The sequence below is a fragment of the Synechococcus sp. PCC 7335 genome (genome assembly GCF_000155595.1).
Classification (GTDB): Bacteria; Cyanobacteriota; Cyanobacteriia; order Phormidesmidales; family Phormidesmidaceae; genus Phormidesmis.
Window position 1 is genome coordinate 2,214,356 of record NZ_DS989904.1, and the last position, 24,302, is coordinate 2,238,657.

Consider the following 24,302-nt stretch of genomic DNA (forward strand, 5'->3'; position numbering starts at 1 on the left):
TTTCGCTGCTTTGCTTCTGATCTGAGCTAAGCGAGACGGTTTTTTGATTTTAGGTAACGATTCTCTATCGAGAGGTTTGGCTGATGCCTTTAGCCTTTTGGAATAGCCCCCTTATCTATTTAGCGCCAACATGAAAATTTCAAGTACGTCCTTCGAAGCGTCTACCGCTAATGCTATGCCTGTTCCTGGTGCTCCAGGGCTAGGAGATTCCCTTTATCCTAACTTCGGCAACGGTGGCTATGATGTCCAGAAGTATGACGTCGCGCTTGATATTTCAGATGTGCTCACAAGTACGCTCGTGGGCACGACGACTATTACAGCGACTGCTATTCAATCTCTTAGCAGTTTTAACTTAGACTTCATCGGCTTTGACATCGATAGTATCTTTGTTGATGGCGAACCTGCTGACTTCACCCGGACAGGACAAGAGTTGACTATCACACCTTCAGACCCTCTTGTTGAAGGTGCAGAATTTACAGCCGTAGTGACCTACAGCGGGTCTCCTAAACCAATCACCTCGGTGGCAATTCCCGTCCCAACTGGCTGGGTGATCTTCGACGGTGGCAGCTTTGTCTTAAGTGAGCCAGATGGAGCTGCTAATTACTACCCAGTGAATGACCATCCGCTGGACAAGGCCGCCTACACATTTCAAGTGACTGTGCCCGAAGCGTTTGAAGTTTCTGCGAACGGAGTTTTAGAGCAAACGACTGATGATGGTAACACTAAGACCTATGTGTTTGAAGCTAGAGATCCGATGGCAAGCTATCTCACTACGCTGAACATTACCAGCGGCTTTAACATCGAAACGAGTGTATCGAAGACAGGCGTTCCCATTCGCAATTATTTTGCTGAAGGGCTACCAGATGACCAGCTCGATTTGTTCGATCTGCAGCCGGAAATGGTGGACTTTTTTAGCGATATCTTCGGCCCCTACCCGTTTGAGGTCTATGGGGCTGTGGTGATGGATACCAATACGGGCACTGCGCTAGAAACCCAAACGCTTTCGATTTTTGGCACCAACAATCTGGGCCGATCTTCCCTAGAAGGAACCATTGCTCATGAGGCAGCCCACCAATGGCTGGGTAACGATGTTGCGCTAGCAGACTGGAGCGATATCTGGCTAAATGAGGGATTTGCTACCTACTCGGAGGGGCTATGGTTTGAAAATAGTCGCAGTGCTGAGGCGTTGGACGAATGGGTGGTTGACACTTATGGATTTGTAGAAGAGTTTTTCGAGTTTTTTACCCCCCCTGGTGAGCCGCAGGCTGACGATCTGTTTAATCCAGGTGTGTATGAATGGGGCGCTTTGGCACTTCATGACTTACGTATAGAGGTGGGTGATCAGACTTGGTTCGATATTGTTAGGACCTATTACGATACCTACCAGGGCGGCAATGTTATCACTGAAGACTTAGTGGACATTGCCGAGTCGGTGAGCGGCATGCAGTTAGAGTCATTTTTTGATCGCTGGATTTATAACGATTATCTAGCGCCGATTCCAGAGCTGGACTTGGTGTTTGATGGCCATATCGTAGGGGATGAGACGGCAAATACGCTTTTGGGCGAAAGAACAGACGACGTGATGTTCGCGGGGGGCGGTGACGACGTTGTCGCGGGGGGCGGTGGCGATGATGTCATCTTTGGTGAGTTTGGTGATGATATCTTGCGAGGCGATCGCAATAACCGCTCTGTTCAGAATGGAGCGACTGGAGACGATATCATCTATGGCGGGGCAGGCCGCGATCGCATTGGCGGCAAAGGTGGTAATGACAAACTCTATGGCGATGAGGATGATGATCTTATCTGGGGCGATAATGGCGATGACCTGCTGTGGGGAGGTCGCGGTAATGACGGTCTCTACGGGGGACAAGGTAGAGATACTTTTGTGCTAGCACCTGGAGAAGGGACAGACAGCCTCTACGATTTCACCCAGGGACAGGATGTGTTTGGTCTTACCCAAGCGCTTTCTTTTGAGGCGCTATCTTTTGCTACCGTGGGTACGACTACCCAAATCAGCTTTGAAGATGAGGTGTTGATAGAGGTCATTGATTTCATGACCGCGCTCTCTAGTACTGACTTTGTTAGTGTTGTCTAGATTTCTTGTTGACTTCGTAGAGTTGCTTAGGGCATGCTCATTAGCTAAAACCGTTATAGAGCAACAGGCACTGGCGTAGCCTTTATGAGTATGCATCCAAGGAACGCTATCTAATAGAAACGATTTTGAGGAGGGCAGTTTGGAGAGTTCGGCGTGCCTGCTAAAGGACTTTCGTTTTCGAACTCACCTGCACCAAAGGCCGCTTGGAGTGTGTATTGTGCGTTTGTGAAGGTTAAAAGAAAGTCAAAAGACGAACGGTCGCAGCTCAATAAAACTATGCTCAAGATTGCACTTTTGACCTATTCAACTAAGCCGCGAGGCAGTGTGGTTCATACGCTTGAGCTTGCCCAAGCACTGTTAGAACTAGGCCATCATCCTTGTGTCTTTGCGCTAGATAAAGCGGGAGATGGCTTTCATCGGGAGACTAGTTTTCAGACTTTTGCAGTGCCTGCGTCCGCCTGTGAGGGGGATACTTGCATGCTGGTGAAGCAAAGAATAGGAGAGTTTGTAAGCTTTTTTGAACAGTATTTTGAGCAAGGGGGACAAACCTACGATGTTTATCACGCGCAAGACTGTTTAAGTGCCAATGCGCTTGTCACCTTAAAAGAAAGAGGATTCCTTTCTCGGTTCGTGCGGACGGTACATCATATTGAAGACTTCAAAAGTCCATATCTAATAGATTGCCAGCAGAAATCAATTGTTCATAGCGATCGCTGCTTGTGTGTGAGCAAGCAATGGCAACAGGTGTTGAAAACGAAGTATGGCATCAGGGCGCACCGGGTTGTAAATGGTGTTGGCAGACAGTTCCTGACTTATGAAGAAGATGAATCGGTGCTAAAGGAGGTACGTTGTATTCTAGCTGATAAGCAAGAGGGCTCGACTGGCGACGGACCTCTCTATATGACGGTAGGCGGTATTGAACCTAGAAAGAACTCAATTAATCTACTCAGGGGGTTCGTAGCGGTACGTGCTGCTAAGCCAACTGCAAAACTATTGATTGTTGGTGGAGCGACCTTATTCGACTATCAGGATTACCGAGATCAGTTTATGGCCTTGGCCAGTTGTTATGGAGTAACCGATGGACTAATCTTGCCAGGAATCGTATCCGATCAGGTGCTAGCTCAGCTATATCGGCTAGCAGATGCGTTTGTGTTTCCTTCTGTGAAAGAGGGATGGGGGCTAGTTGTTTTAGAAGCGATCGCATCTGGTCTGCCTGTCTTGGTCTCTAATCAGGCTCCGTTTACTGAGTTTTTGTCAGCGTCATCGGCCGTGCTAGTAGATCCAACGAATATAAATGCGATCACCCACGCTATGCTTGAAATCACTCAGCCTGATGTGGCCAATCAGCTAAGTCAGCAAGCCTTTGGTATTCTAGATCGCTATAGCTGGCGGCGCTCAGCTGAAATGCATCTTGAGCTGTATTTCGAGCTATGTGACCTTTAGGCTTTCTTTTTCTTCTACTTCGCGCTTATGCCTGAAATTAACTTCAAAATTCAATGGCCTGACGGTAAGCAAGAAACCTGCTATTCTCCTTCTCTAGTTGTCAAAAAGTATTTTGAATCTGGGGAGTGCTACACTGTGTCAGATTTTGTGGCGCGATCACGCGAGGCACTAACAATTGCGAGCGATCGCGTCCAGGCTAAATATGGGTTTCCATGTAGTCGGGCAATAGGACAGCTTCAGCGCATCGAAACAACTGCAAAGCGCTATGATGCTAGCTCTGACAAGCAGGTAACTTTCTTAGGATTTGAGTAGCTTTCTAGGGGATAGACAAACCAAACTCAGTTTTATCCTGAACCATCTCAATAACAGGCAATCAACCTCTGTCGATCGGCCCTTTCTCGATTAAACCTTTTTGCAGTGAAGTTGAAGTTAGAGAGTCGTCTGCTATCGTTTAGCTGATAGAAAGAGCGATTATCATGGCTATACAGCAATTATCTCGTGAGTGGCAACGGCTGCAAAATGGATCGGATATTCGAGGCGTGGCGCTAGCAGGGGTAGCGGGTGAATCCGTGAATCTGACGCCAGAGGTGGCCTATCGACTAGGGCAGGCTTTTGTAAGCTGGCTAGCCGAAAAGCTAGAGAAGGCAACAACTGAGCTGATAGTGTCGGTAGGGCGTGACAGCCGCCTTTCTGGTCCGACGCTCAAAGATGGACTAGCCACAGGGATGATGAGTCTAGGTACGAAGGTGCTTGATTTTGCGATCGCTTCTACTCCAGCTATGTTCATGAGTACCGTTACTGACGGTTATCGCTGCGATGGCGCAATTATGCTCACTGCTAGCCACCTACCGTTCAACCGCAATGGGTTTAAATTTTTTACTGCTGATGGCGGTTTGAACAAGCCTGATATTACAGCTATTCTTACCCTTGCTGAAGAAAATAGCTTTTTAGAGACCTCAAAGAAAGGGAAACTCGAAGCAAGAGATTTTATCTCGGTTTATGCAGATGGACTAGTTCAACAGATTCGCCAATCTGTAAACCATTCGGAGAATTATGATCAGCCTCTTGAGGGACTACATATTGTTGTAGATGCTGGCAATGGGGCAGGTGGCTTCTATGCCAGTAAAGTGTTAGTACCCTTGGGCGCGGATACTAGCGGCAGTCAGTTTCTAGAGCCCGATGGCAACTTCCCAAATCACATTCCTAATCCAGAGAACGAAGCCGCGATGTCTGCTATTCGAAGTTCTGTGCTGGACAATAAAGCTGACTTCGGCATTATTTTTGATACCGACGTAGATCGCTCGGCCGCCGTCGATCCGCAGGGAAATGAGCTGAATAGGAACAAGCTGATTGCGCTGATTTCTGCAGTGGTCCTGCGAGAGCATCCGGGCTCTACAATTGTGACCGACTCGATCACTTCTGACGGGTTAGCTCAATTCATTGCCGAGCTGGGCGGGGTGCATCATCGATTCAAACGCGGTTATAAGAATGTAATTAACGAAGCTGTGCGGTTAAACGGTGAGGGAGAAGAATCTTGGCTAGCGATTGAGACTTCTGGGCACGGGGCGATGAGAGAGAATTATTTCTTAGATGATGGTGCCTACCTGGTAAGTAAGCTGTTAGTGGAGTTGGCGATCGCCCGTCAGTCAAACAAAGTCATCACCGATTTGATCTCGAACCTCAAAGAACCTGCTGAAAGCCAAGAATATCGGCTTAAGATATTGACAGAAGACTTCAAATCGCATGGCGAAAAGGTAATCAAACGCCTACAGTCCTTCGTAGAAGCGCAACCCGGCTGGCACATCGTTCCAAACAACTACGAAGGCATTCGAGTGACCTGTACAAAAGAGCAAGGCTGGTTCTTGCTACGCCTTTCGCTACACGATCCTGTATTACCACTCAATATAGAATCAAACACCAAAGGCGGCGTAGAGGCGATCAAACAGCGACTGCTCAACTTCTTCGATACTACAGAGAAGCTAGACACAAGCGCGCTCACCGCAGTCCGCCTATAACCTGCTGCACTAGCAAAGGTCACAGTCCTTCACAAAGAGCCCTACTAACCTTTTGAATGCGTATATCTATTTTATGGATATATGACTATAATTTGATATATCGTTCGGGACTAATCGGCCAAGGCATCAAAAGGCGTAGGTATGAATGCACCAGAGTTACATCTGACCCCTAATCAAGAGGTGATATTAGCGGCGCTTCGATTTCGCAAACGTTATGGGTTAGAAATCATGACGGCAGTTGAGAAGAGTGGCGGTAAGCAGATTAGCTTTAATTCGCTCTATCCCAACCTGAAAAAGTTAGAGCAGAAGGGATTTGTGACAGCTGAGTGGGGGGATGAATCTCCTGAGGAGCATACGGGCGCACGACGAAAGTACTATCGAATTACTGGGATAGGCGAACAGGCGCTAGCGGCTAAGCAGCAGTTGTTAGAGAGTGTGGCGCACTGGATGCCAGCACCAGAGGGGGTATGAAATGATTGCAGACGATATGAACTTAGCAAGGCGAGTGAGTGAACTAGCGAGTCGTTTCCCAGAAGTATGGCAAGACTACCAGGGTTGGCTGAGAGATATTGTCGGTTCGCGCTCGGTTTTATCAGTTCGTTATCCGAACTGGCAAGCTGCGATAATTTTTCGCTGGCGGCTATTTTACTTTGTGAGTTATGTCGCTGTGGTCGTCTTCTTTAAGCGGTGTCGGAAAACCCTAGAGAGTCTCGCTGCTATTGACTACCGCTATATCCTTCAGCGCACGGCAACTTTGCTCGCAGTCGCGGCTTTGACACTCTGCGGAACGGCGGCAACCACGGGCATCCTGATTGCGTTTTACTATCAACCTGCCGCGATGCAGGCGCATGAGTCACTGAGTGCGATCGCACACGACATCTCTAGCGGCGCAGTCATTTTGAGCCTGCATCATGTAGCGGGTAACGGCCTGATTGTTGTCTCTTTAGTACAGCTCGTTGTCATGTTTCTAGGTCGCGAGTTTCTGTGCAGTTGGTTCACCGGATGGATTAGTGGTATTTGTTTGACGCTGGCTGCCATGGGTTTAAGCTGGACGGCGATTGTGCTGAGCTGGGATCAAACTAGCTTTTGGCGCTTCAAGATCGAACTGAGCATTGTGGGTTCTATTCCGTTTGTAGGCGGGGCGCTACGGGAGGTACTCTCTGGTGGCAGCGGTATCAACAGCGTCACGTTGCAGCACATGTATGCGTTACATAGCTATGTATTGGCGATCGCAGCTATTTTTCTCTCTGTCCTCCACCTCGGCGCGCTGATCTTACAAGAACAGCATTGGAAAGCAGAGCAACAGCGGTTTGATCTATCTAAACTAGGTGAAAGGTTTCTTCGCAAGTCGCTGTAAGATCTATAGCCTACTGAGATATCACCTTAGGGCTTTAAGCAAAGGGTGGAAAGAGGCCAAAAGATGCAAAAACTGGCGATTGCCATACATCATAACTGAGTATTTGGTTTTTCCATCTTATTCGGCTTCTGCAAATTCTGGCTGAGTAGCTAGGCGACCGTCTTCCATGTAAATAATGCGATCAGCAATGTCGAGAATGCGGTTGTCGTGGGTGACTAGTAAGATAGTGCAGCCCTGCTGTTTGGCTAGATCGTGCATGATTTCAACGACATCTCGGCCTGATTGCTTGTCGAGGGCGGCGGTGGGTTCGTCGGCGAGGACAATCTTGGGTTGGCTGACCAGGGCACGGGCGATCGCAACTCTCTGCTTTTGGCCGCCCGATAGATCGGCTGGGTAGTAAGTGGTGCGATCGCCTAAACCTACTTTCTCTAGAATTTCTGTTGCTTTTTGGTAGCGCTCCGCTTTTGCCATCCGCCCCTGTACTTCTAGGCCCATTTGTACATTTTCTACTGCGGTTAGACTTTGGTGTAGGTTGTGCGCCTGAAAGATATAGCCATTGTCTCTTCTGGCCAGCACTAGTTCGCTCTCGCTGGCGTCTGTAATTTCATGTCCGACCACGTTCAAGCTGCCAGATTGAGCGGATCGCAGTCCCCCGATTAGGGTCAGCAGCGTTGTCTTTCCTGAGCCAGATGGCCCGGTCATGATCACGATTTCACCTGTTGGAATTTCTAGGTTAATATCGAATAAAGCTTGCTTGCGAAGTCGCCCTGAACCAAAGAAATGATCCAGGTGCTGGACAGAGATGGCGGTCGAAGCTTCCATAATCTTGTAGTTAAAGAAAACTGGCTGATAGGGACTGGCTGATAGGGACTGGCTGATAGAGATCGGCTAATAAAGACTAATGCGACAAGAATTAGAAGATATCAGCAGGATCGGCGGATTGGAGACGGCGAGTGGCGATCGCACCTGAAACATTACACATCAACAGCGTTAGCATAAACACAACTACGGCTCGGCTTACGGGCATCGAAATGGCTAGCGCAGTCGCCCTAGCCGTTAGCTGATAGGCTCCTAGTGCGACAAACAAGCTTGGGACAAAGCCTAGCAGAGATAAAATCAAAGCTTCCTCAAATACAACGCCTAGCAGATAGCTGTTGCGATAGCCCATCGCTTTGAACGTGGCATATTCTGCCAGATGGCTGTTCACATCTGTAGAAAGCACCTGATAGACAATCACCACGCCTACGATGAATCCCATCGCCGAACCTAGCCCAAAGACAAAGCCAATCGGAGAATCGCTTTTAATATCATTAACTTCAAATTCAACATATCCCGCTTGGGTAAATACCTGCACATCGTCTGCTAGATAGGCTGAAAGTTCTGTCCTTACCTGCTCTATGTCAGCACCGTCTTCTAGCTGGATTAGGCCCATACTTACGACACCCGCTTCTTTGCTGGGAAACAGTCTGAGAAAATTTTGATCGCTAGTGATAAGGGCGCCATCGCTGGCAAAAGAAGCGCCGACTTCGAATAGGTCTACTACAGTTACCGTTTGCAAGCCAACTTCTGTGGTAACTAGTTCGCCAGCGTCAACTTGGGCGATCGCTTCCTGATACTCTCCCCTAGCCGCCCGGTCAAAGAGCACACGATTGGGTAGCTTAATCGCTTCTAGATTCTCATTCACTTCTGGCAGATTGAAAGCGGGTCGAGCCGGGTTTTGCCCGATTAAGAGCATAGATTTTTTCTCTCTTGTCTGCGGATTTTTCCACTCTTTTGTGGCAATGTACAGTGCGTCAGCGTTGGCGACACCGGGCACATCTAGCGCCTGATAAAGCCTTCTCCTAGAGAATGTACGCAGCCTGCCGAAATTCTCTGCTTCACTGCTAATAACGACTAAGTCTGCCTGTATCTGCCTAGGAAATTGAGTATTGGTCTTATAGAGCGCGTCTGAAAATCCGAGCTGCATGAAGATCAAGACATCGGCAAAGGTGATACCGGCGATCGCAGTCAACAGCCTTAATCGATCGTGCTTTAGCTGCTTGAATCCTAGCGGCGTGCGATTTTGAAGCGCCTGCAATAATTTAGCTGGATTAAATGCACTGAGCATAGTGACCTTTTTGAGGGGAGACAAAGCGGTAAAAAACAAGAAACTATTCGGTTTGAATCGTGACGGTTACCTGCAAATTCGAAAGACTGGCAACTTTTTCACTAGCTGTCTCGTTTAGCTGCACATGAACTTCAACAACTTTGGCATCGATATTCGCTGCCGGATCTTCGTTCACTACTTCCTGACGTTCTACTTGAAAGCCAATCTGTTCGACAGTGCCTTGCAAAGGCACGGTGATGACCGGAGAGGTCACGACTGCCGACTGACCAATCTCAACTTTGCGGATGTCGTCTTGATAGACCTCAGCAATCGCCATCATCTGCTGATTCTGACCGATGGTGGCAATGCCGTCGCTACTAACGGTCTCACCAGGGCGTGCATGGACTTCGATGATCTGACCAGCTACAGGCGACTTAACGTATGCCTGATCCAAGTTGGCCTGGGCTTCGGCAACTGCTGCGATCGCCGCTTGCACTTCAGCTCTGGCCGCAGATACGTCTACAGGCCGCACGTCCTCAATTCTATTGAGAGTTGACCTAGCTTGAGAGAGCTGCTGCTGACTAGTCGTCTGAATGCGAGATAGCACAGCGATCGCCTCGGCCAATCTCTGCTCGGCAGTCGTTAGGGTTAAACGTCTAGTGTCTCTTTCTGAGGCAGAAATACCGCCACGCTGATAGAGGGAGTAATAGCGCTCAAAGTCAGCGCGGGCGTTGTTGACCTCTGCTTCTATACGGGCAATCGTCGCTCGCTGTGCAGCTATATCTCCAACTTGGCTAGCCTCGATGCGAGCAATTTCGGCAAGCTGGGCCTGGACCTCTCCTGATTTAGCCCCAGCTTCAATTTGGGATTGTTTCGCACGAGCGATTTCAACTTGCTGTTCAGCTTTGCGAAGAGCCGCCTCTAGGCGATCACGATTATCTAGTACGGCAATTATTTGGCCGGCCTCAATGCGATCGCCCTCACTCACCCGCAGATCTCCAATTCGGCTTTCCTGCACAGACGTTGGTGGCGTGATGCTAATCAGTTCTCCGGCTGGCTCTAGAGCGCCTAATGCAGTCACCGTAGAAATTTGAGGAACAACTATCGTCGATTCAGATTCTTTCGGCTGGATCGATGCTTGCCAAACTTGCCACCCAGCCAGGCCACCTGTGCCCAATAGCAGTAGCCCCAGTAACAAGCGCCACCGCAGTGAAGCGCTATCTGTGAGGTCAGCCCGCTGCTTCCATAAGCCCAACTGCAATCTAACTGGATTCAACCTGTCAAAACTCATAATGACGACGTTGTTTGCACAACTCTAGGGTGACGTTATGTTTATATAATACTAAACCGTTTAGTAAAGTAAAAGCTTTTTTCTAGTTTAAAATCAAAATATGTGTTGCGTCTGGCATCCTAGGAATATGTCTTATGGAGCTATTGAGTGACTTCTTCGGCCCAATCCCGAAACCCTCTTTCTGTCGAATCTAATATCGAATCTGAGCCGATTGATTTGTCTAACGGAACGTCTGGTCACAATCCTGATAAAGCAACGGTGATTTTGAGTGGCGCATTGTCTGTATTTTCAACACAGGGCTATGCCGCTTCTAGCATGGACCGAATTGCTAAAGCTGCCAAAGTTTCAAAACCGACGCTGTATAAATATTTTCAAGACAAAGAAGGCCTATTTTTTGCCCTGGTACAAAAGCTTACTGAGCGTAATCAACAGATGCGTCAGAGGCTATTAGATGCGACCGCAGTCCACTATCCGCCTGATCAAGTTTTGCGACAGCTGGCTATGTTTGTGACGGACGACTTTAGCCGCGATCAGGCGCTGATGAACTTGATGCGGCTGATCATCGGTGAGTCAGAGCGCTTTCCTACCTTGGCACAGCGGTTTGTACGAGAAGTTGAAAAGCCTATTATTGAGAATTTCGCTCGGTATTTAGCTGCCCAAACGCAGCTCCAGCTTAGTGACCCAATGGTGACTGCGCGGATTTTTGTAGGTTCAATTGTTCACTACCTGCTAATTCAAAATGTACTACATGGCAGCGAGATTTTGCCGTTAGAGCGCGATCGCATGGTGAATGGACTGGTGCAGTTAATCACTGCCATGGATACAACAAGCAATTCGTAATTCACCATTGCCAAGTATGGATAACACAATCGATAACTTAAGAGAACACTATTTATCTTTGATCAATGAGCAGCTACCCAATAGGGCAAAACAGGTTTCTATGCCCGTACGTTTCAATCATTGTTTTGCCAGAATTGTTTTAGACAATTTGTTTGAGGGATGCTGGTATGACTCTTTGTCTCGAAAGCTGCCTGCTTATAAACAACTGAACGAAGAACAGCTAGTACGAGCAATTGCGATCGCCCAACAGATGCTGACTGACTCTAAATCTGTCACTTGGCTCAATGAAAACAGCTTACGCTGGCGAGGAAAGCTGGGTGAGTAGGTCAGCTCTGAGTGGATCATTTCTATAGATAGTTTTGTTTCAGACAGGCTTATTTCCTATCAGCTTCGTTGCAATTAGTATCAGCTATACCCACCGATAGACAAAAGTTTTTCCCAAAGATAGATAGTGATTTTTTAACGAATCCTTTATCTTCTATCTAGCTTCAGTGGAAGCTAGTCATAAAAACTGCTAAGCAGTTCTCTATAAATCTGTTTCTAATCAAACCTTTAGTAAAACAAAATGCCATAGGGCCTTTGAAACTATGGCTCTAACGCTATAAACAAAATAAACAACCGAGCGAATACGAGTGTAAGTTTTCGACATGGTCTACTTACGCCTGCTTGTCGACTCTCCCAATCGTATTTTCTAGCTATATTGAAGGGCACTGATGAAGATTGCCATTATTGGACTGCTGCACCACCCCATAGCCGAGCCTTTTGCAGGGGGAATGGAATCTCATACATGGTGGCTTGCCAAGAAGTTAATTGAAAGAGGTCATGATGTTACGCTATTCGCAAGCGGTGATTCGGACTCGACACTAGGTCTTAGCCCTTGTATTGAAAGTGCGTTTGTGAATAACCCAAATGCCCAAACAATTTTGAGCCGTCAGTCCTGCAACATGTCGGCCTACGCCAGCGTAATCAGACATCTTTGTCAGCATCCGTTTGACGTCGTACACAATAATGCTCTCCACCCGTTTTTGCTATTGAGCGCTGCTGATTTACCGATGCCAATGCTGACTGTGCTCCATACCCCTGTATACAAAGAGTTAGCAGAGGCTGTTCGATATGCTTCAGCTAGAAATACGCTTGGTAGACTATTAGCTGTCTCTGTTTCCAACAGCTTAGCCAAAGCGTGGGAACCGCTGATTGATTCTGATGTTGTCTATAATGGCATTGATGTCGAGGGCTGGCCCGTGTCGTCTACAAGGCGGGCACGACAGGCGCTTTGGTATGGTCGGTTTGTTCCAGAAAAAGCACCTCATCTAGCTATACAGGCCGTAATCAGAGCGGGATACAACATTGAAATTGCGGGACCTATCGGTAACAAAGATTATTTTAACAAGGAGATTGCTCCCCTATTAGCAGCCACACAGACTGAAGCTACTCAGGTAACCTATCTGGGTCATCTAACCCACGCACAGATTAAGCAGGCGCTCTTGCGAGCAAGTGTTTTTGTGAATACGCCAATGTGGGAAGAGCCCTATGGGTTTGTCTATGCTGAAGCATTGGCTTCAGGCACACCAGTAGCCACCTTCCGTAGCGGGGCGGCTGAAGAAATTTTGACGCCTCTTTGTGGGGTAATGGTGGAAGAGAGAACAGCCGCAGCCTTGGCAAATGCGGTGTCGGCAGCGGCAAAGCTGTCGCATCAAGACTGTCGCAAACGGGCGACGACTTTTTGTCATATCGATTCGATGATAGAGAACTATGAGAAGCGGTATCGTCGGTTAGTCGCCAATCAGCGAAGGCTAGATCAGAGCAGCCACCATCAGCATACAGTTGAGCAGATGCAGTTTCTGGTAGGCATTGCTAGTTAGTCGTATGAGAGTTGCTTTTTATCTGAACTTACAAGGGGCTGGGCACTGTCGGCGATTTGAGGCGATCGCATCTCACCTTCCTGCAGACTTTGAACTTGCGGCTATCGGCATGGATGGCCCACCCCAAGTTGCCGTATTAGATCGTCCGATAGAACGGGTGAGTGTGCCTAGCTATGGCCCTCAATCGTCCAATCCATTCGTTCAGCAACAAACTGCTCACGAATATCATGACTTTCTCGTTAATCACGGAGACAATACGCCGTTCACGGTGGCGATGGTCTCTTTCTTAAGCATTTGGCAGCCAGATCTAGTCGTTTCAGATGTGGGGCTAGAGGCCTCTATTCTAGCTAGAATGTGTGGGATCCCAGTAATCTATAGCAGACAGCATGGTCGGCGCTGGGATAAAGGACACACCCTGGCATACGACTGGGCCTGTTCTTTATTAGCGCCGTTTTCTGAAAAATTAGAACAATCAGATTGCCCCCAGTGGATTAAAGAAAAGACTTTCTATAGCGGCGGGTTCAGTCGATTTTCAGGTAGGAAGAAAGCTAGGGCGGCGCCGCCTGGCTATTCTACAGAGAAACCAAACATTCTAGTGATGACAGGATTTGGGGGCACACAGATCACCGCGCAAGACATTGTCATAGCCGCTGAATCTACCCCACAGTGGCAGTGGCATTTTCTCGGTGCTCATTCTATTCACTCTCCTTTTGTTCACTCGCCCGGTCTGGTTCAAGACGTGTGGCCGTATCTGTGCCATGCCGATTTAGTGGTGGCTAATGCTGGACATAACGCTACGATGGAAATTGGTGCGGCGGGTGTGCCTTCTATCTGCATCCCAGCTCAAAGATACTTTGACGAGCAAGTATGCAAAGCAGCGGTGCTGGGTTCTATGGACTTGAGCATTGTTTCCAAGCAGTGGCCCAAGCCAGATGAGTGGCCCAGCCTATGGCAACAGGTGATTGCGCTTTCTCCTAATCGCTGGCAGTCTTTGCAATCTGCAGATGCTCCCAAACGCGCCGCACAACATATTGCTGATGTCACCAGACAGTGTGTTAGATATCCAGACGCGAAACATCCAGACGCTAGATATTCATCGACAGAAAGCTGCTTGGAGACCGCTAGTCTAGCCGAGAAGGCTCAGATTAAAGTGGCTTAGACAGTGCAGTGTCAGACTATCCAGAGGGTGAACGCAGCACTTCAAGCTTATCTTCTGCTATTGACCATTTGATATAGCCTTCGTCGGCAAACACTTTTAGCCAGCCGCTCATCGGCCACTCTTGCCAACGCTGGTAGAAGACCTGGGCATTATGAACAATGCTGTCAAAATTATGCCAAGGTGGGGTCGTGCTGTGATGATACTGGTGATAGGCCATTGCTTCTGGCACCCAAACCAACGGCACGTCTTGTGCTCTCGCTTTCCAGGCAAAATCAGTATCTTCTGCGCCATATCCTGGGTAGCAGTCACTAAAGCCTCCTATCCGATTGAACAATGGACGAAATAGGGCAAACGAGAGCGACCAAAACAGGCCATAGTTCGTTTCTAAAGATAAACTACTTAGGTTAGAGATATCGCGTCTAGCATTAGGTGCGCTTTGAGAATGCAAGAAAGACTCTATGACTGGATTTTCCCAATCAATTTCTACAACTTTCTGTAAATATTGAACAGCGCCCATCATGATCGCTTCCGGCATTCGGTTACAGGCTTGTTCGTAAGCTTCTACCAAAGCCACGCTAGGAATACAGTCAACATCTAAAAACAGCAACAAATCGCCTGTCGCTATTTGCGCGGCAAAATTGCGAGCAAGTGCTAGCGGTAGAGCAACCTCCCCACTATCGTAACGATGGTGATGACAGTCAAAGGGCCAGTCGCCTAAAGGATCTGCCGGTTCATTCATATGAACCACAACGCATTCATTCGGCAGGCGGCTAGAGCGAGCAAGCCCCTCTAACAGATTCTTGAGATGGTTTGAACGGTTTCGAGTTAGTGTTAGAACAGAAAGTTTATTCACAAAAAATGAGCGGCAGCAAAAAAGCAATCCGCTCATTATTCTAGAAAATTTTTCTTAATGCCTCTATCTCAGGAGCAACTTACTTTTTCAACACTCCTATGTTTTCGATTGGGGTCTCGGCTGCGCCTCGACTGTGCTTTTGAACGGCGCTCCTAACGGCTCTTGGGTGACGAGCTTCTAACTTGCCATTGTGTATTCTTTCAAACCACGACCTGTATGGCGTAGGGTTCTTAGAGCCTTACGTTCAATTTGACGTACGCGCTCTCTGCTAATGTCTAAATCGTGACCGATTTGCGCTAGCGTTTTCTTCTTTCCATCGTCTAGACCAAAGCGCATGCTGATGACATCTTTCTGGCGTTCTGTCAGCCTGGCAAGTAGTTGGCCAATATCCCTTTTCAGTAGGTTTTGGGTCGCATATTCTTCTGGTGACTGGCTATCTGATTCTAACAGTGCGCCTAGCTCTGTATTTTGTTCACTCCCAATTCGCATATTTAGCGAGAGTGGCAATCTACTTTGTCTTTGAAGCTCTCTTACTTTTTCAGCAGGTAAGGATACTTTCTCAGCAACTTCAGAAACCGTAGCCGGACGGCCCAGTTCTAAAGAAACTTCGCGCTGAGCCTTGCGAATCTTGGATAGCTTTTCATTGATGTGGATAGGTAGACGAATGGTTCTGCCTGTATCAGCGATCGCCCGGGTAATTGCCTGACGAATCCACCAGTACGCATACGTTGAAAATCGATAGCCCTTTAGCGGATCGAACTTCTCAACGCCGCGACATAGACCCAGACTGCCTTCTTGAATTAAATCCATCATATCGAGCTTGCTACCTCGATACTTTTTGGCAATCGACACTACCAAGCGCAAATTTGAGCGCATCATCTTATCTTTGGCTTGCTGACCAATCTCGACAGTCTTTTTCAGCGCTTCTGGAGAGAGATTAGTTGCCTCGGCCCATTCTGCCAAAGTAGGCTCTCTGTCCATTGTCTCAGTCAGGTCGTCTCGAATTGCCTCAAGCTTCATTAGCTGCTGTACAGTTTTCCCAAGAGTAATTTCTTGCTCATGAGTCAGCAAAGGGAACCGGCCAATTCCCTTCAAGTATCTGCTGACTAAGTTTGAAGAGCTAGACTTACTGTTCATAAAATATTTAGTTTGTATTTACCTACTTAGAGATATTGACATATTCCTTTTGATAGGGCATCACCCTAAAGCGGTAGATCTATAGATCAGCTTAAGAATAAATAAAATTAAGCAACGATAGTCTGTGGATAGACGCAGCTAATCACGCAGTTTACTACTGTGTCAGGCAGTCGCGTTTACTCTATACCGTCCTTTGCAACTTAGTCTGACTCCAGATCAAAGCCCAGACCAAAGCCCAAACCAAGGCCCGGATCAAAGCGAAAATAATACCCATAAAGTGATCGCAATCCATCAGAAGCTTTGTGTCGAATATGGCTGTCCGATCGCCTATTTCCACAATCTCGATCCGTTAAGTGAGTTAGTTTCTTCCTTACTCTCTCATCGGACTAAAAATAAAGATTCCGGTCGAGCTTTCAAACAGCTAAGGGCAGCATTTCCAGATTGGAAATTAGTTCGTGATGCCAAGACAGAGGCAGTGCAAGCGGCGATCGCTCCCTGCACCTGGCCAGAACAGAAAGCACCTCGCATTCAGCAGATTCTTCAACAAATCACGAAAGAAAGAGGAACACTTTCAATCGATTTTCTCGCAGATATTCCGGTTGCAGAAGCTAGAGCGTGGCTAGAAACCTTGACTGGCGTAGGACCTAAGACCAGCGCTGCGGTTTTGGCCTTTAGCACGTTGCGACGTAGAGCACTTCCTGTAGATAGTCATCATCATCGGGTAGCTGTAAGAACAGAGTTAATTCCAAAGAAGGTTACAGTTGGTCCCTCGCACGCCATTCTCGAAGCGCAGCTGCCAGAAGATTGGAGTGCCCAACAGGTGTACGACAATCACGAAGTATTAATGCTGCATGGTCAGCACTGCTGTCACTATCGAAATCCGACGTGCGATCGCTGTGTCATTCTAGACCTTTGCCCCTTTGGACAGCAGGTGCTTAGTACAGGCGGTAGCAAGTAGGAGAGTCTCAGTAGAAAAGTATCTCTTGCTCTCTAACGTTCAGTTTAGGCGTTCAGTTTAGGCGTTCAGTTTAGGCGTTCAGTTTAGGGATCACTGCTAATCCTTTGTTGGCTCTAATCTCTTTCTCAGCTGTGCTCTCTACAGTTAAGTACACAGACTAGAGGAAAACACAATGACTACTCAATCACTCTCAGCTCAGCTTAAGGATCGACGTGACGATATTGAGCAGCAGCTACCGTCAGCAGCTGTCAACGTGATGGTAAAAACGACGTCGGAACTTGCTGAGTCTGGCATCGTAGACAGCAGCCTAAAAGTGGGCGACCAGGCCCCTGATTTTGAACTACCCGATCCAACAGGCACCCAGGTAAAACTTAGTGAACTGCTGAAGAATGGCCCGGTCGTGATCAACTTTTATAGAGGCCAATGGTGCCCTTACTGTAATCTAGAGCTGCGGGCTTTTCAGCGATTACTACCGGAGTTTCGACAAGCTGATGCTCAAGTAATTGCGATTTCTCCTGAGCTGCCCGATAATTCTTTGAGCGTGAAAGAAAAGCATGATCTTGCCTTTCCAGTATTGAGTGATGTGGGTAACGTTGTTGCTCAAAAATATGGGCTGGTCTTCACGTTAGCATCTGAGCTACGTCCGCTCTACAAGGGGCTAGGCATCGATATTCCTGCAAGCAATGGTGATGACACCTACGAGCTGCCTGTTCCAGCAACTTACGTCATTGATACATCTGCGACTATTCGCTATGCCTACGCTAATGCAGACTATACTCAGCGCGCCGAACCAGCAGAAGTGCTAGCTGCCGTGAAGTCACTCTAATAGGCTCTTTTTGCAGATTCTTTCTGTAGATTTCTGCTAGAGCACTATAGCCAGTTTCCTAGCAAAATATACGGTGCCCAAAAACGGGGATGCTGATAGAGCTGACTATTAGCATCTTCTCCTTTAAGTATTTGTAGCTGAGCGAGCCTAAGTGCTTGCGCTTTTGAAGTGTCAGGTTGTTGTAACGCTTGATAGAAATAATTGGAGAAGAGTGCGCCCGTTTCGTCATCTAGGTTCCAAAGGGTGGCTAGGGTGCTGCGGGCTCCGGCCTGGACGGCGACACCTGCTATTCCTAGGGCCGCACGGCGATCGCCCAAAGCCGTATCACAGGCGCTAAGGATAAGGAGTTCTATCGCACTTTCGTTTGTCTGATCGCTCTGGCGCAAAAGGGTATTAAAATCATCGACTTGGATCGGCTTGTCCCAAGCGAGAATAAAGGTATCTTCGGCGTCAGAGCTGAACTGTCCGTGGGTGGCTAGGTGGACTACTTGGTAGTCAGCGTTGCTGAGCAATGTTGTGAGTTGGGCTTCGGTAAAGTCTTCGTCTAAAAGGACGCGACTGCTCGTTGTCTGTTGGACTTGAGAGATTTCTGCTTTGACAAAAGGGAGATTAGAGAAGCCGTGGCGAGCTTCACTTAGTCCGGCAACTAGCGTTGTTAAATTTCTATTAGCTAAAGGCTGAGGGGCTACAAGCTGAAGACCAGGCGCTAGGGCAATGCTATAGTTTTCGACTAGGTATTGTTGCCCGTCGTAAAGCGCAGACATCGGAACGTTTCGCAAAGAGCCATCTAGAACAAAGACAAGGGTATCGATGTTGCTTTGCTCGAGGGCAGGTTGCGCAGGTCGGATAAGTAAGTCATAGAGCTGGGCTGAGAGTGTGCGTAGCGTATTGGATGTAAAAGGTAGGCGTAGGTCGATTTGAAACTGGTTGAGTAATTCTTCAAGGGCTGGCTGGGTGATCGCAACGGTGTATTGCTGTAGGGACTGATCGGGTAGCTTTAGCAGAATTTCAAGGCGATTACTCAGAATGATGGGATAGAGAACGGCGGTAGGCGAGGTCGTATTCTCAATAATCTGGCTGATGTCTTGGCTAAGCGGAACACAAGGCTCAGCAAAGTAGTTTTCGAGTTCGGCGAGCTGTAGTGATTCGATCGCGCCCTGGGCTTTTTGTAAGTTAGTAAGGTCTTTGGCGGGTTCTTCGGCAGACTTTTTAGCGGACTGACTGCTCAACAGCAGAGCGACCCATTCTCGGTAGACAGGCTCTACTCGTTCTGTGAAGTCGAATCTTAGATCGGGTGCGATCGCGATCAGATTTCCTCTGAGTGTCTTCAGACTATCTACTGCGTTCTCGTAGTCACTTAGCGCTAGCGCTGTTCGATTTTGCTGAACATGCACTCTACCAAGTGCCCATTGCCACTGGTAGGTAAGCTCGGAAGAGCGCAATGCTTCTGCAATTTCTAGGGCCTGACGCAAAACATCATCCGCTTCAGATAGCTGCTGTTGTTTGAGGTACAGTTCACCTAAATAGCCGAGCGCGTAAGATTCGGCATAGCTATCTGATAGGGTTTGAGCTTGATTTCGGGCGGTGGCTAGGTTTTGAGCGATCACCTGCGGCGTAGCGATGTCATTTCCGATAGGGCTTTCTAGGTAGTAACGTGCGAGTTCGAGCCTGGCATTTACTGTGGTCTTATCGACAGGAAGGCGTTCTATGAGGGTTTGGATGTCTGTATAAAGGGTTGCAATTTGTGAGTAGTTAGTTTCTGTCAGCAGAGGGAGCTGGCTGAGATGTGATCGCAGTTTTAGCTGAGGTGTAGAGGCGATCGCGCTGACTTCTTCGTACTGCTCAAGTGCTTGTTCTGTTTCTCCAGAAGCGGCTGCAATATGGCCAAGGCTCAGCAGCATCGGTGCAATTTCTATGACGTCTAGGGTTTGGGCGGTGGCGATCGCGCTTTCAATTGTCGTCTGAGCCGCAGTCAAATCGCCAACTATGCGCTGAAGATCTGAGAGCAGATGGAGTCCGTGTACTTTGATAAGAGAGTCCGGTTGCTCTAACAAGTCGATATCACTTAGCTGAAGCAGCGCGCGGCGATAGAAGCCGAGTGATTGAAGTTCCTGCACCTGGGAGATCTGGGATTGAAATTCAACGTCGGAAGCAGCTAAAGGTGTTTGTGTCACAGTAGGCATTGAAGCCTGTACTGACAGAGAATATGTAGCGCTCAGCACCAAAGATAACCAAAAACAAACTATTAGCGTCAGTGTTTTATTTCCGATTGGATATTGCGATCGCTTCATTGTTCTTCCGGCTCTGTTCTCTATTTTTGATTTGTACTCCTATGATGTGTCTCCTAACTAGCATTTTGAGCAACACCTTGATTAATGCAGGAATGATAAGCAGCATCGTGTGTATTCATTGCTAGCGGCGCTTGTGCGACAAAGACAACCGTACCGTTTTGGTCGCGATGCCATCCATCTGCTTCTACTATAGGCATCACCGCTTCGTCTTCAGATTGATTCTCAGCACCACTAAATGCGAGATTCTGATTACGAATAACATCTCTGGGGCTAGGCGTTGCGCCGCCCTGTCCGGTGACGATAAAGGCGTTGTTCCCTTCGCTATCGGCAGGGCAGCGTTGGGCGACTTGCCCAAGTGTAACCGTCTGCGCGGGTAGTTCGACAGTGCCCTCTGCCGGGTCAATCTCAAGGTTGTTGATGATTATTTCGCCACTAGTCCCAGTTTCAGAGCTAGCGACGATATCGTTAGTGCCATTGCCTCTGGCGTTTTGGGGATCGAGATCCCTTACTTCCAACCCTATGATGCTTAGAGCAGTGATATCGATATTGCCCCCTGTTCCCTCGCTTGCATTAGCAAGAATGTCACTATCCTCATTGGGAACCGCAATGATAATTCCTGTCGGTGCTGAAATATTAACGTTGCCGCCATCGCCACTCAAGCCTGCCGTTCCTGCCGTGGCTGAAATCAGACTGCCGTTCTGCAATAGGATGGAATCTTGCACCTCTAGATTTAGGTTGCCACCATCACCCGAACGAGATTCTGCTGTAATTTCGCCATTATCAAGCACGATACTATCAGCCTTGATAACAGCTTCTCTGACTCTACCGAAATCATCATCTAGTAGATCTCCCTCTGCAGGATCAAGAGTACTCACTGTTAGTCGCGCTCCATTTCGAACTTCTAGCGCTCCAGTTGTTATGTTCAATTGTCCAGAATCTCCGGGTCCTCTTGTCCTAGCATACAGTCCGGATCTCTCACCAGAAGTCCCCCGACCAGATAAAATAACTTCTTCTGCGTCAACTATCAAACTTCCTCCGTTTCCTGCCCCACTTGTAGTGGTAAAGACTTGACCACCGTCTGTGATTTCAAGGCGGTTTGTATCAATACGAAGCGGGCCTGCGTTTCCAGTACTATCACCATTGCTAGCAGTATTGATAGAGCTTGGTATCATTCCATATAGACCATTGATCACTTCACTCACCTCAACCGATTCAGTCGCCTCAATCCGAATCCCCTGACTATCACCGCTACCGCTGGGTCCGGCATCAATTTGTCCACCTTCTTGTACTAAAAGGTTCTGTGTATTAATCCAAATCTCTCCAGCAGACTGTTTTCCTTCTGTCCTTGAAATCAGACGGCTGCTTCTATTGACAGGACCAATATCTGTTTCCAGCACAGTGATACCAGAAACCTCCACCATTCCGTTTGGCACATTGATAATCAAATTTCCGCCTGGTCCATTTCCTCGAGCTGTAGTAGAGACATCTGAGCCGCCTTTGATTTTCAATTGCCTTGCCTCTAATAAGACGTCGCCGCCTTCCCCTATCCCAAAAGTTTCTGTCAAGATTTCTGCAGCACTATCTACGTTGAGATCCCCCGATGCGAAGATCGAGATACTTTCGCCTCCTGCAGCCCCTGAGTTGAAGCTCCATATATCACTGTCTACTATGTTGATCTGACTACCCCTTAAGAGGATGTCTCCCCCTGGGTTGCCTGTGCTGCTATCTTCCCCGCTTGCATCAACAAAACTCTCTTTCAAACTGATGTTGCTCAGCTTTAAATCTGAAAAACTCATATCTTCCATAGCTAAGGAAGACTCCAAATAATTCCTCTTGGGTAAGATATCGACTCTGCTGCCAGGTGCTAGACTCAATAACTCGATCTGGCCAGACTCTACAAAAACGCCACCTCCATTTACGAACGTAATCCCATTTCCGACCAGTAAAACAGTTTCATCAGCGTTAAAATCATCAAGCTCCGCACCATTGAGAATAATCTCTCCAGACGTCTCTCCTAAAAACAGTCCAAATGGCTGACTCACCGTCAACATAGGTGCATCTTGAGGATTAACGCTACTAAACTCACTATCATCTTCTGCAAAGATAAGCGACTCAGCAGTACTGAACACCACAGAGCCGCCTATGTTGATAGCAGCCGTTGGTCCAAAGGTTATCCCGTTTGGATTAATAAAAAAGATATCAACTGCGTCTGCGCTGATCGTTCCATTGATGTTTGAAGGTGCTTCTCCTATGACTCGGCTAAAGATAGTGCTAATATCGCCGCTAGACATAAACTCAGCCGTTTGGTTCCTATTTATTGAGAAGCTCTTAAAGCTGTGGAATAACACTTCGCCTCTCTGCGTACCACCTTGGATCTGGTAGGTCTCGATCTCACCGGTATTGCCGCGGATCTCTAACACGGTAGTATTCTCAGACATATTGTCATCTTCAGTGACCTGAGCAATCGCATTAGTTGTACCTAAACCAAAGGACAGTACTGAAGCTACTACGAAAGCAAAGTGCGGCAAGAGATAATATCTACTAAGATATTGTGCTAGTTGACTAACATCACTCAAGAAAAACTGACGAGGTAGCATAGCTATGTCTCTACTATACAAAGTGAAAATGACCTGATAGAGCTGTTGCTTAAACCCTACCAATCATCAATTTGGTGAAAAACTGACTGTAAATCTACAGATTCTGTCAAATTAACGTATTAGATATTGGTAGAGAAAATTGGAATTGCTTTGATAATGGATTGCCAAACTGTGTTGAGACGCGACTCATTTTCGTTAGGTTTAGAAGGTAGATTCACGCCAGCGACTAAGCAAGGATTATCAGACAATATCTGATAAGGCTGCGCGCCGACCGCATAGGAGCCAACTTCAGCAAGCGCTTTCACTTCCTGAACAGAAGGACACTTGCGCGTAGCAAATGGCGCATAGGGGCTTAGTACATCTGGCATATCCGTTTTGCCAATATGAGATGCCAGCACGTTCTCAATTCGTTCGTTTGCTTGAGAATAGCCCATCGCATGACCCACTTCGTGTAGCGCAACTGTGAATAAATCAATTACGTAGGCTTCGGGTAACTCTTCAAGCAATTTTGGGCTACGCTTTACTCTAGGTGATGAGGTCGATATCTCTTCGATAGGACCAAACACAGCAGAGTTGAGCGGATCGGAATCCAAGAATAGCTTCACAGGAACGTTTTTTGATTGACTAGTCTCATCAACTTGATGAACACTTAATAGATTACTGTTAAACAATATGGTCGATTGCGTGCGGTCAGCTTCGCTACAGACACTAGGATCAGGCTTACTCAATGAGCCGCATATATGCACAGCTAGTGCTTCGTCTTCTACCGCTGGAAATTCTGTCGAGGGCGTTCGACCTAGCTCTCTTAGCGCTTGAAAGTCGTTTTCGCCGATAGTCTTAATACCACCTACTAGGCTACCCGCGAGAATACTGTTAATGGGGGTTTGGTTGTCAGCGTCAAAGTCAGCCCAATCCACAGTGATCTCAAATGGGGGAATTGTTGAGCTATCAAAAGCACTTTCCCATACCATAACCGCACTGGTGACTAGCTCAACAATATCGTCTGGATTAACTGAAGCACCTTCAATTCCTTCTACTAAATTAGGCCGTGCCAACTGTGGTTCTTGAATTCTTAGTGTCCTTTGACTGATAGTTTCAGTACCATTTATCAGTAAAGAGCCGCATGTCGGATCTTGAATACAAGAAACTGTCCCTCCTGTCCCTCCTCTTCTTACCCTTCCTGCGTATGCCGAGGAGCTATCTGCAAGTAAGAGGATGAAGATTAGAATTACTGCTAGTACGCGGCGTAGAATCAGGGGTATCAGGTTCATGGTTCTTGCTCTTTCAGGAACGAAATATAGGGGTATAGATTTCTAGAGGTACAGAGACTTCATAGAGACTGACGTATCCATCTCTATGAAGTCTTTCAACGATTGTTTTCAATTTATCAGTCGATCGCCGTAGTTTTCTGCGATCACTCCAACAAATATCTAAACAAAACAAATATTTAAAGAAGTTGATTAAACAGAAGCTACCTAGCAATAGATAACGC

The 24,302-nt window shown here is 47.5% G+C and carries 20 protein-coding genes; 12 read left to right on the top strand and 8 right to left on the bottom strand.

The features are described from left to right. Window positions 1-130: 130 nt before the first annotated feature. The 6 genes from S7335_RS09600 (at window position 131) to S7335_RS09625 (ending at window position 6,910) form a co-directional block, all read left to right on the top strand. Window positions 131-2,095 (top strand): M1 family aminopeptidase, encoded by a 1,965-nt coding sequence (locus S7335_RS09600; RefSeq protein WP_006455142.1) that lies wholly within the window; start codon window positions 131-133, stop codon window positions 2,093-2,095. A 153-nt stretch (window positions 2,096-2,248) separates the two neighbouring features. Beyond that, the gene (locus tag S7335_RS09605) at window positions 2,249-3,538 is read left to right on the top strand and encodes an MSMEG_0565 family glycosyltransferase (RefSeq protein WP_006455936.1); all 1,290 of its coding nucleotides are present in this window, start codon (window positions 2,249-2,251) and stop codon (window positions 3,536-3,538) included. Between the two features lie 27 nt (window positions 3,539-3,565). After that, the gene (locus S7335_RS09610; protein ID WP_006453455.1) at window positions 3,566-3,850 is read left to right on the top strand and encodes an MSMEG_0570 family nitrogen starvation response protein; all 285 of its coding nucleotides are present in this window, start codon (window positions 3,566-3,568) and stop codon (window positions 3,848-3,850) included. A gap of 164 nt (window positions 3,851-4,014) precedes the next feature. Next, window positions 4,015-5,553 carry a phosphomannomutase/phosphoglucomutase gene (locus S7335_RS09615; RefSeq protein ID WP_006453438.1) on the top strand — a complete coding sequence of 513 codons (1,539 nt, stop codon included), beginning with the start codon at window positions 4,015-4,017 and terminating at the stop codon, window positions 5,551-5,553. A gap of 141 nt (window positions 5,554-5,694) precedes the next feature. Next, window positions 5,695-6,024, top strand: a complete 330-nt coding sequence (locus S7335_RS09620) for a PadR family transcriptional regulator (RefSeq protein WP_006456068.1) — start codon at window positions 5,695-5,697, stop codon at window positions 6,022-6,024. 1 nt (window position 6,025) lies between these two features. Next, complete coding sequence (locus S7335_RS09625) at window positions 6,026-6,910, top strand: cytochrome b N-terminal domain-containing protein (RefSeq protein WP_006454810.1); 885 nt, start codon at window positions 6,026-6,028, stop codon at window positions 6,908-6,910. 117 nt (window positions 6,911-7,027) lie between these two features. On the opposite strand, the gene S7335_RS09630 is transcribed toward S7335_RS09625, so the two are convergent. The 3 genes from S7335_RS09630 to S7335_RS09640 form a co-directional block, all read right to left on the bottom strand. Next, window positions 7,028-7,732, bottom strand: a complete 705-nt coding sequence (locus S7335_RS09630; RefSeq protein ID WP_006453430.1) for a DevA family ABC transporter ATP-binding protein — start codon at window positions 7,730-7,732, stop codon at window positions 7,028-7,030. A 91-nt stretch (window positions 7,733-7,823) separates the two neighbouring features. Continuing rightward, a complete protein-coding gene (devC, locus tag S7335_RS09635) occupies window positions 7,824-9,017 on the bottom strand; it encodes an ABC transporter permease DevC (protein ID WP_006454259.1) in 1,194 nt (397 codons plus the stop codon). Window positions 9,018-9,060: 43 nt separating this feature from the next. Beyond that, on the bottom strand, window positions 9,061-10,287 hold the full coding sequence (locus tag S7335_RS09640) for an HlyD family efflux transporter periplasmic adaptor subunit (RefSeq protein WP_038016009.1): 1,227 nt from the start codon (window positions 10,285-10,287) through the stop codon (window positions 9,061-9,063). Window positions 10,288-10,434: 147 nt separating this feature from the next. On the opposite strand from S7335_RS09640, the gene S7335_RS09645 reads away from it, so the two are divergent. The 4 genes from S7335_RS09645 to S7335_RS09660 all read left to right on the top strand — a co-directional run bounded on the left by S7335_RS09645 (window position 10,435) and on the right by S7335_RS09660 (window position 14,148). Further along, entirely contained in the window at window positions 10,435-11,127 is a 693-nt protein-coding gene (locus S7335_RS09645; protein WP_006453806.1) for a TetR/AcrR family transcriptional regulator, read from the top strand. A 16-nt stretch (window positions 11,128-11,143) separates the two neighbouring features. Then, window positions 11,144-11,452, top strand: a complete 309-nt coding sequence (locus tag S7335_RS09650) for a hypothetical protein (protein ID WP_006456787.1) — start codon at window positions 11,144-11,146, stop codon at window positions 11,450-11,452. Between the two features lie 388 nt (window positions 11,453-11,840). Further along, the gene (locus S7335_RS09655) at window positions 11,841-12,989 is read left to right on the top strand and encodes a glycosyltransferase (RefSeq protein WP_006453965.1); all 1,149 of its coding nucleotides are present in this window, start codon (window positions 11,841-11,843) and stop codon (window positions 12,987-12,989) included. A 4-nt stretch (window positions 12,990-12,993) separates the two neighbouring features. Continuing rightward, window positions 12,994-14,148 (top strand): glycosyltransferase, encoded by a 1,155-nt coding sequence (locus S7335_RS09660; RefSeq protein ID WP_006456851.1) that lies wholly within the window; start codon window positions 12,994-12,996, stop codon window positions 14,146-14,148. Window positions 14,149-14,164: 16 nt separating this feature from the next. Here the strand turns inward: S7335_RS09660 and S7335_RS09665 are convergent, their stop codons facing one another. Both S7335_RS09665 and S7335_RS09670 read right to left on the bottom strand, forming a co-directional pair. Further along, window positions 14,165-15,001 carry a glycosyltransferase family 2 protein gene (locus tag S7335_RS09665; RefSeq protein ID WP_038017805.1) on the bottom strand — a complete coding sequence of 279 codons (837 nt, stop codon included), beginning with the start codon at window positions 14,999-15,001 and terminating at the stop codon, window positions 14,165-14,167. Window positions 15,002-15,178: 177 nt separating this feature from the next. After that, window positions 15,179-16,138 carry an RpoD/SigA family RNA polymerase sigma factor gene (locus S7335_RS09670; protein WP_006456260.1) on the bottom strand — a complete coding sequence of 320 codons (960 nt, stop codon included), beginning with the start codon at window positions 16,136-16,138 and terminating at the stop codon, window positions 15,179-15,181. Window positions 16,139-16,331: 193 nt separating this feature from the next. On the opposite strand from S7335_RS09670, the gene nth reads away from it, so the two are divergent. Further along, window positions 16,332-17,096 (top strand): endonuclease III, encoded by a 765-nt coding sequence (gene nth, locus S7335_RS09675; RefSeq protein WP_006456987.1) that lies wholly within the window; start codon window positions 16,332-16,334, stop codon window positions 17,094-17,096. Between the two features lie 172 nt (window positions 17,097-17,268). Continuing rightward, on the top strand, window positions 17,269-17,922 hold the full coding sequence (locus S7335_RS09680; protein WP_006456798.1) for a peroxiredoxin-like family protein: 654 nt from the start codon (window positions 17,269-17,271) through the stop codon (window positions 17,920-17,922). Between the two features lie 44 nt (window positions 17,923-17,966). On the opposite strand, the gene S7335_RS09685 is transcribed toward S7335_RS09680, so the two are convergent. The 3 genes from S7335_RS09685 to S7335_RS09695 form a co-directional block, all read right to left on the bottom strand. Further along, complete coding sequence (locus tag S7335_RS09685) at window positions 17,967-20,105, bottom strand: CHAT domain-containing protein (protein WP_198011364.1); 2,139 nt, start codon at window positions 20,103-20,105, stop codon at window positions 17,967-17,969. A 161-nt stretch (window positions 20,106-20,266) separates the two neighbouring features. Beyond that, entirely contained in the window at window positions 20,267-22,810 is a 2,544-nt protein-coding gene (locus tag S7335_RS09690) for a filamentous hemagglutinin N-terminal domain-containing protein (RefSeq protein ID WP_006457593.1), read from the bottom strand. 119 nt (window positions 22,811-22,929) lie between these two features. Further along, window positions 22,930-24,081: a hypothetical protein gene (locus tag S7335_RS09695; protein WP_038016012.1), complete on the bottom strand. Its 1,152-nt coding sequence runs from the start codon at window positions 24,079-24,081 to the stop codon at window positions 22,930-22,932. Window positions 24,082-24,302 lie beyond the last annotated feature (221 nt).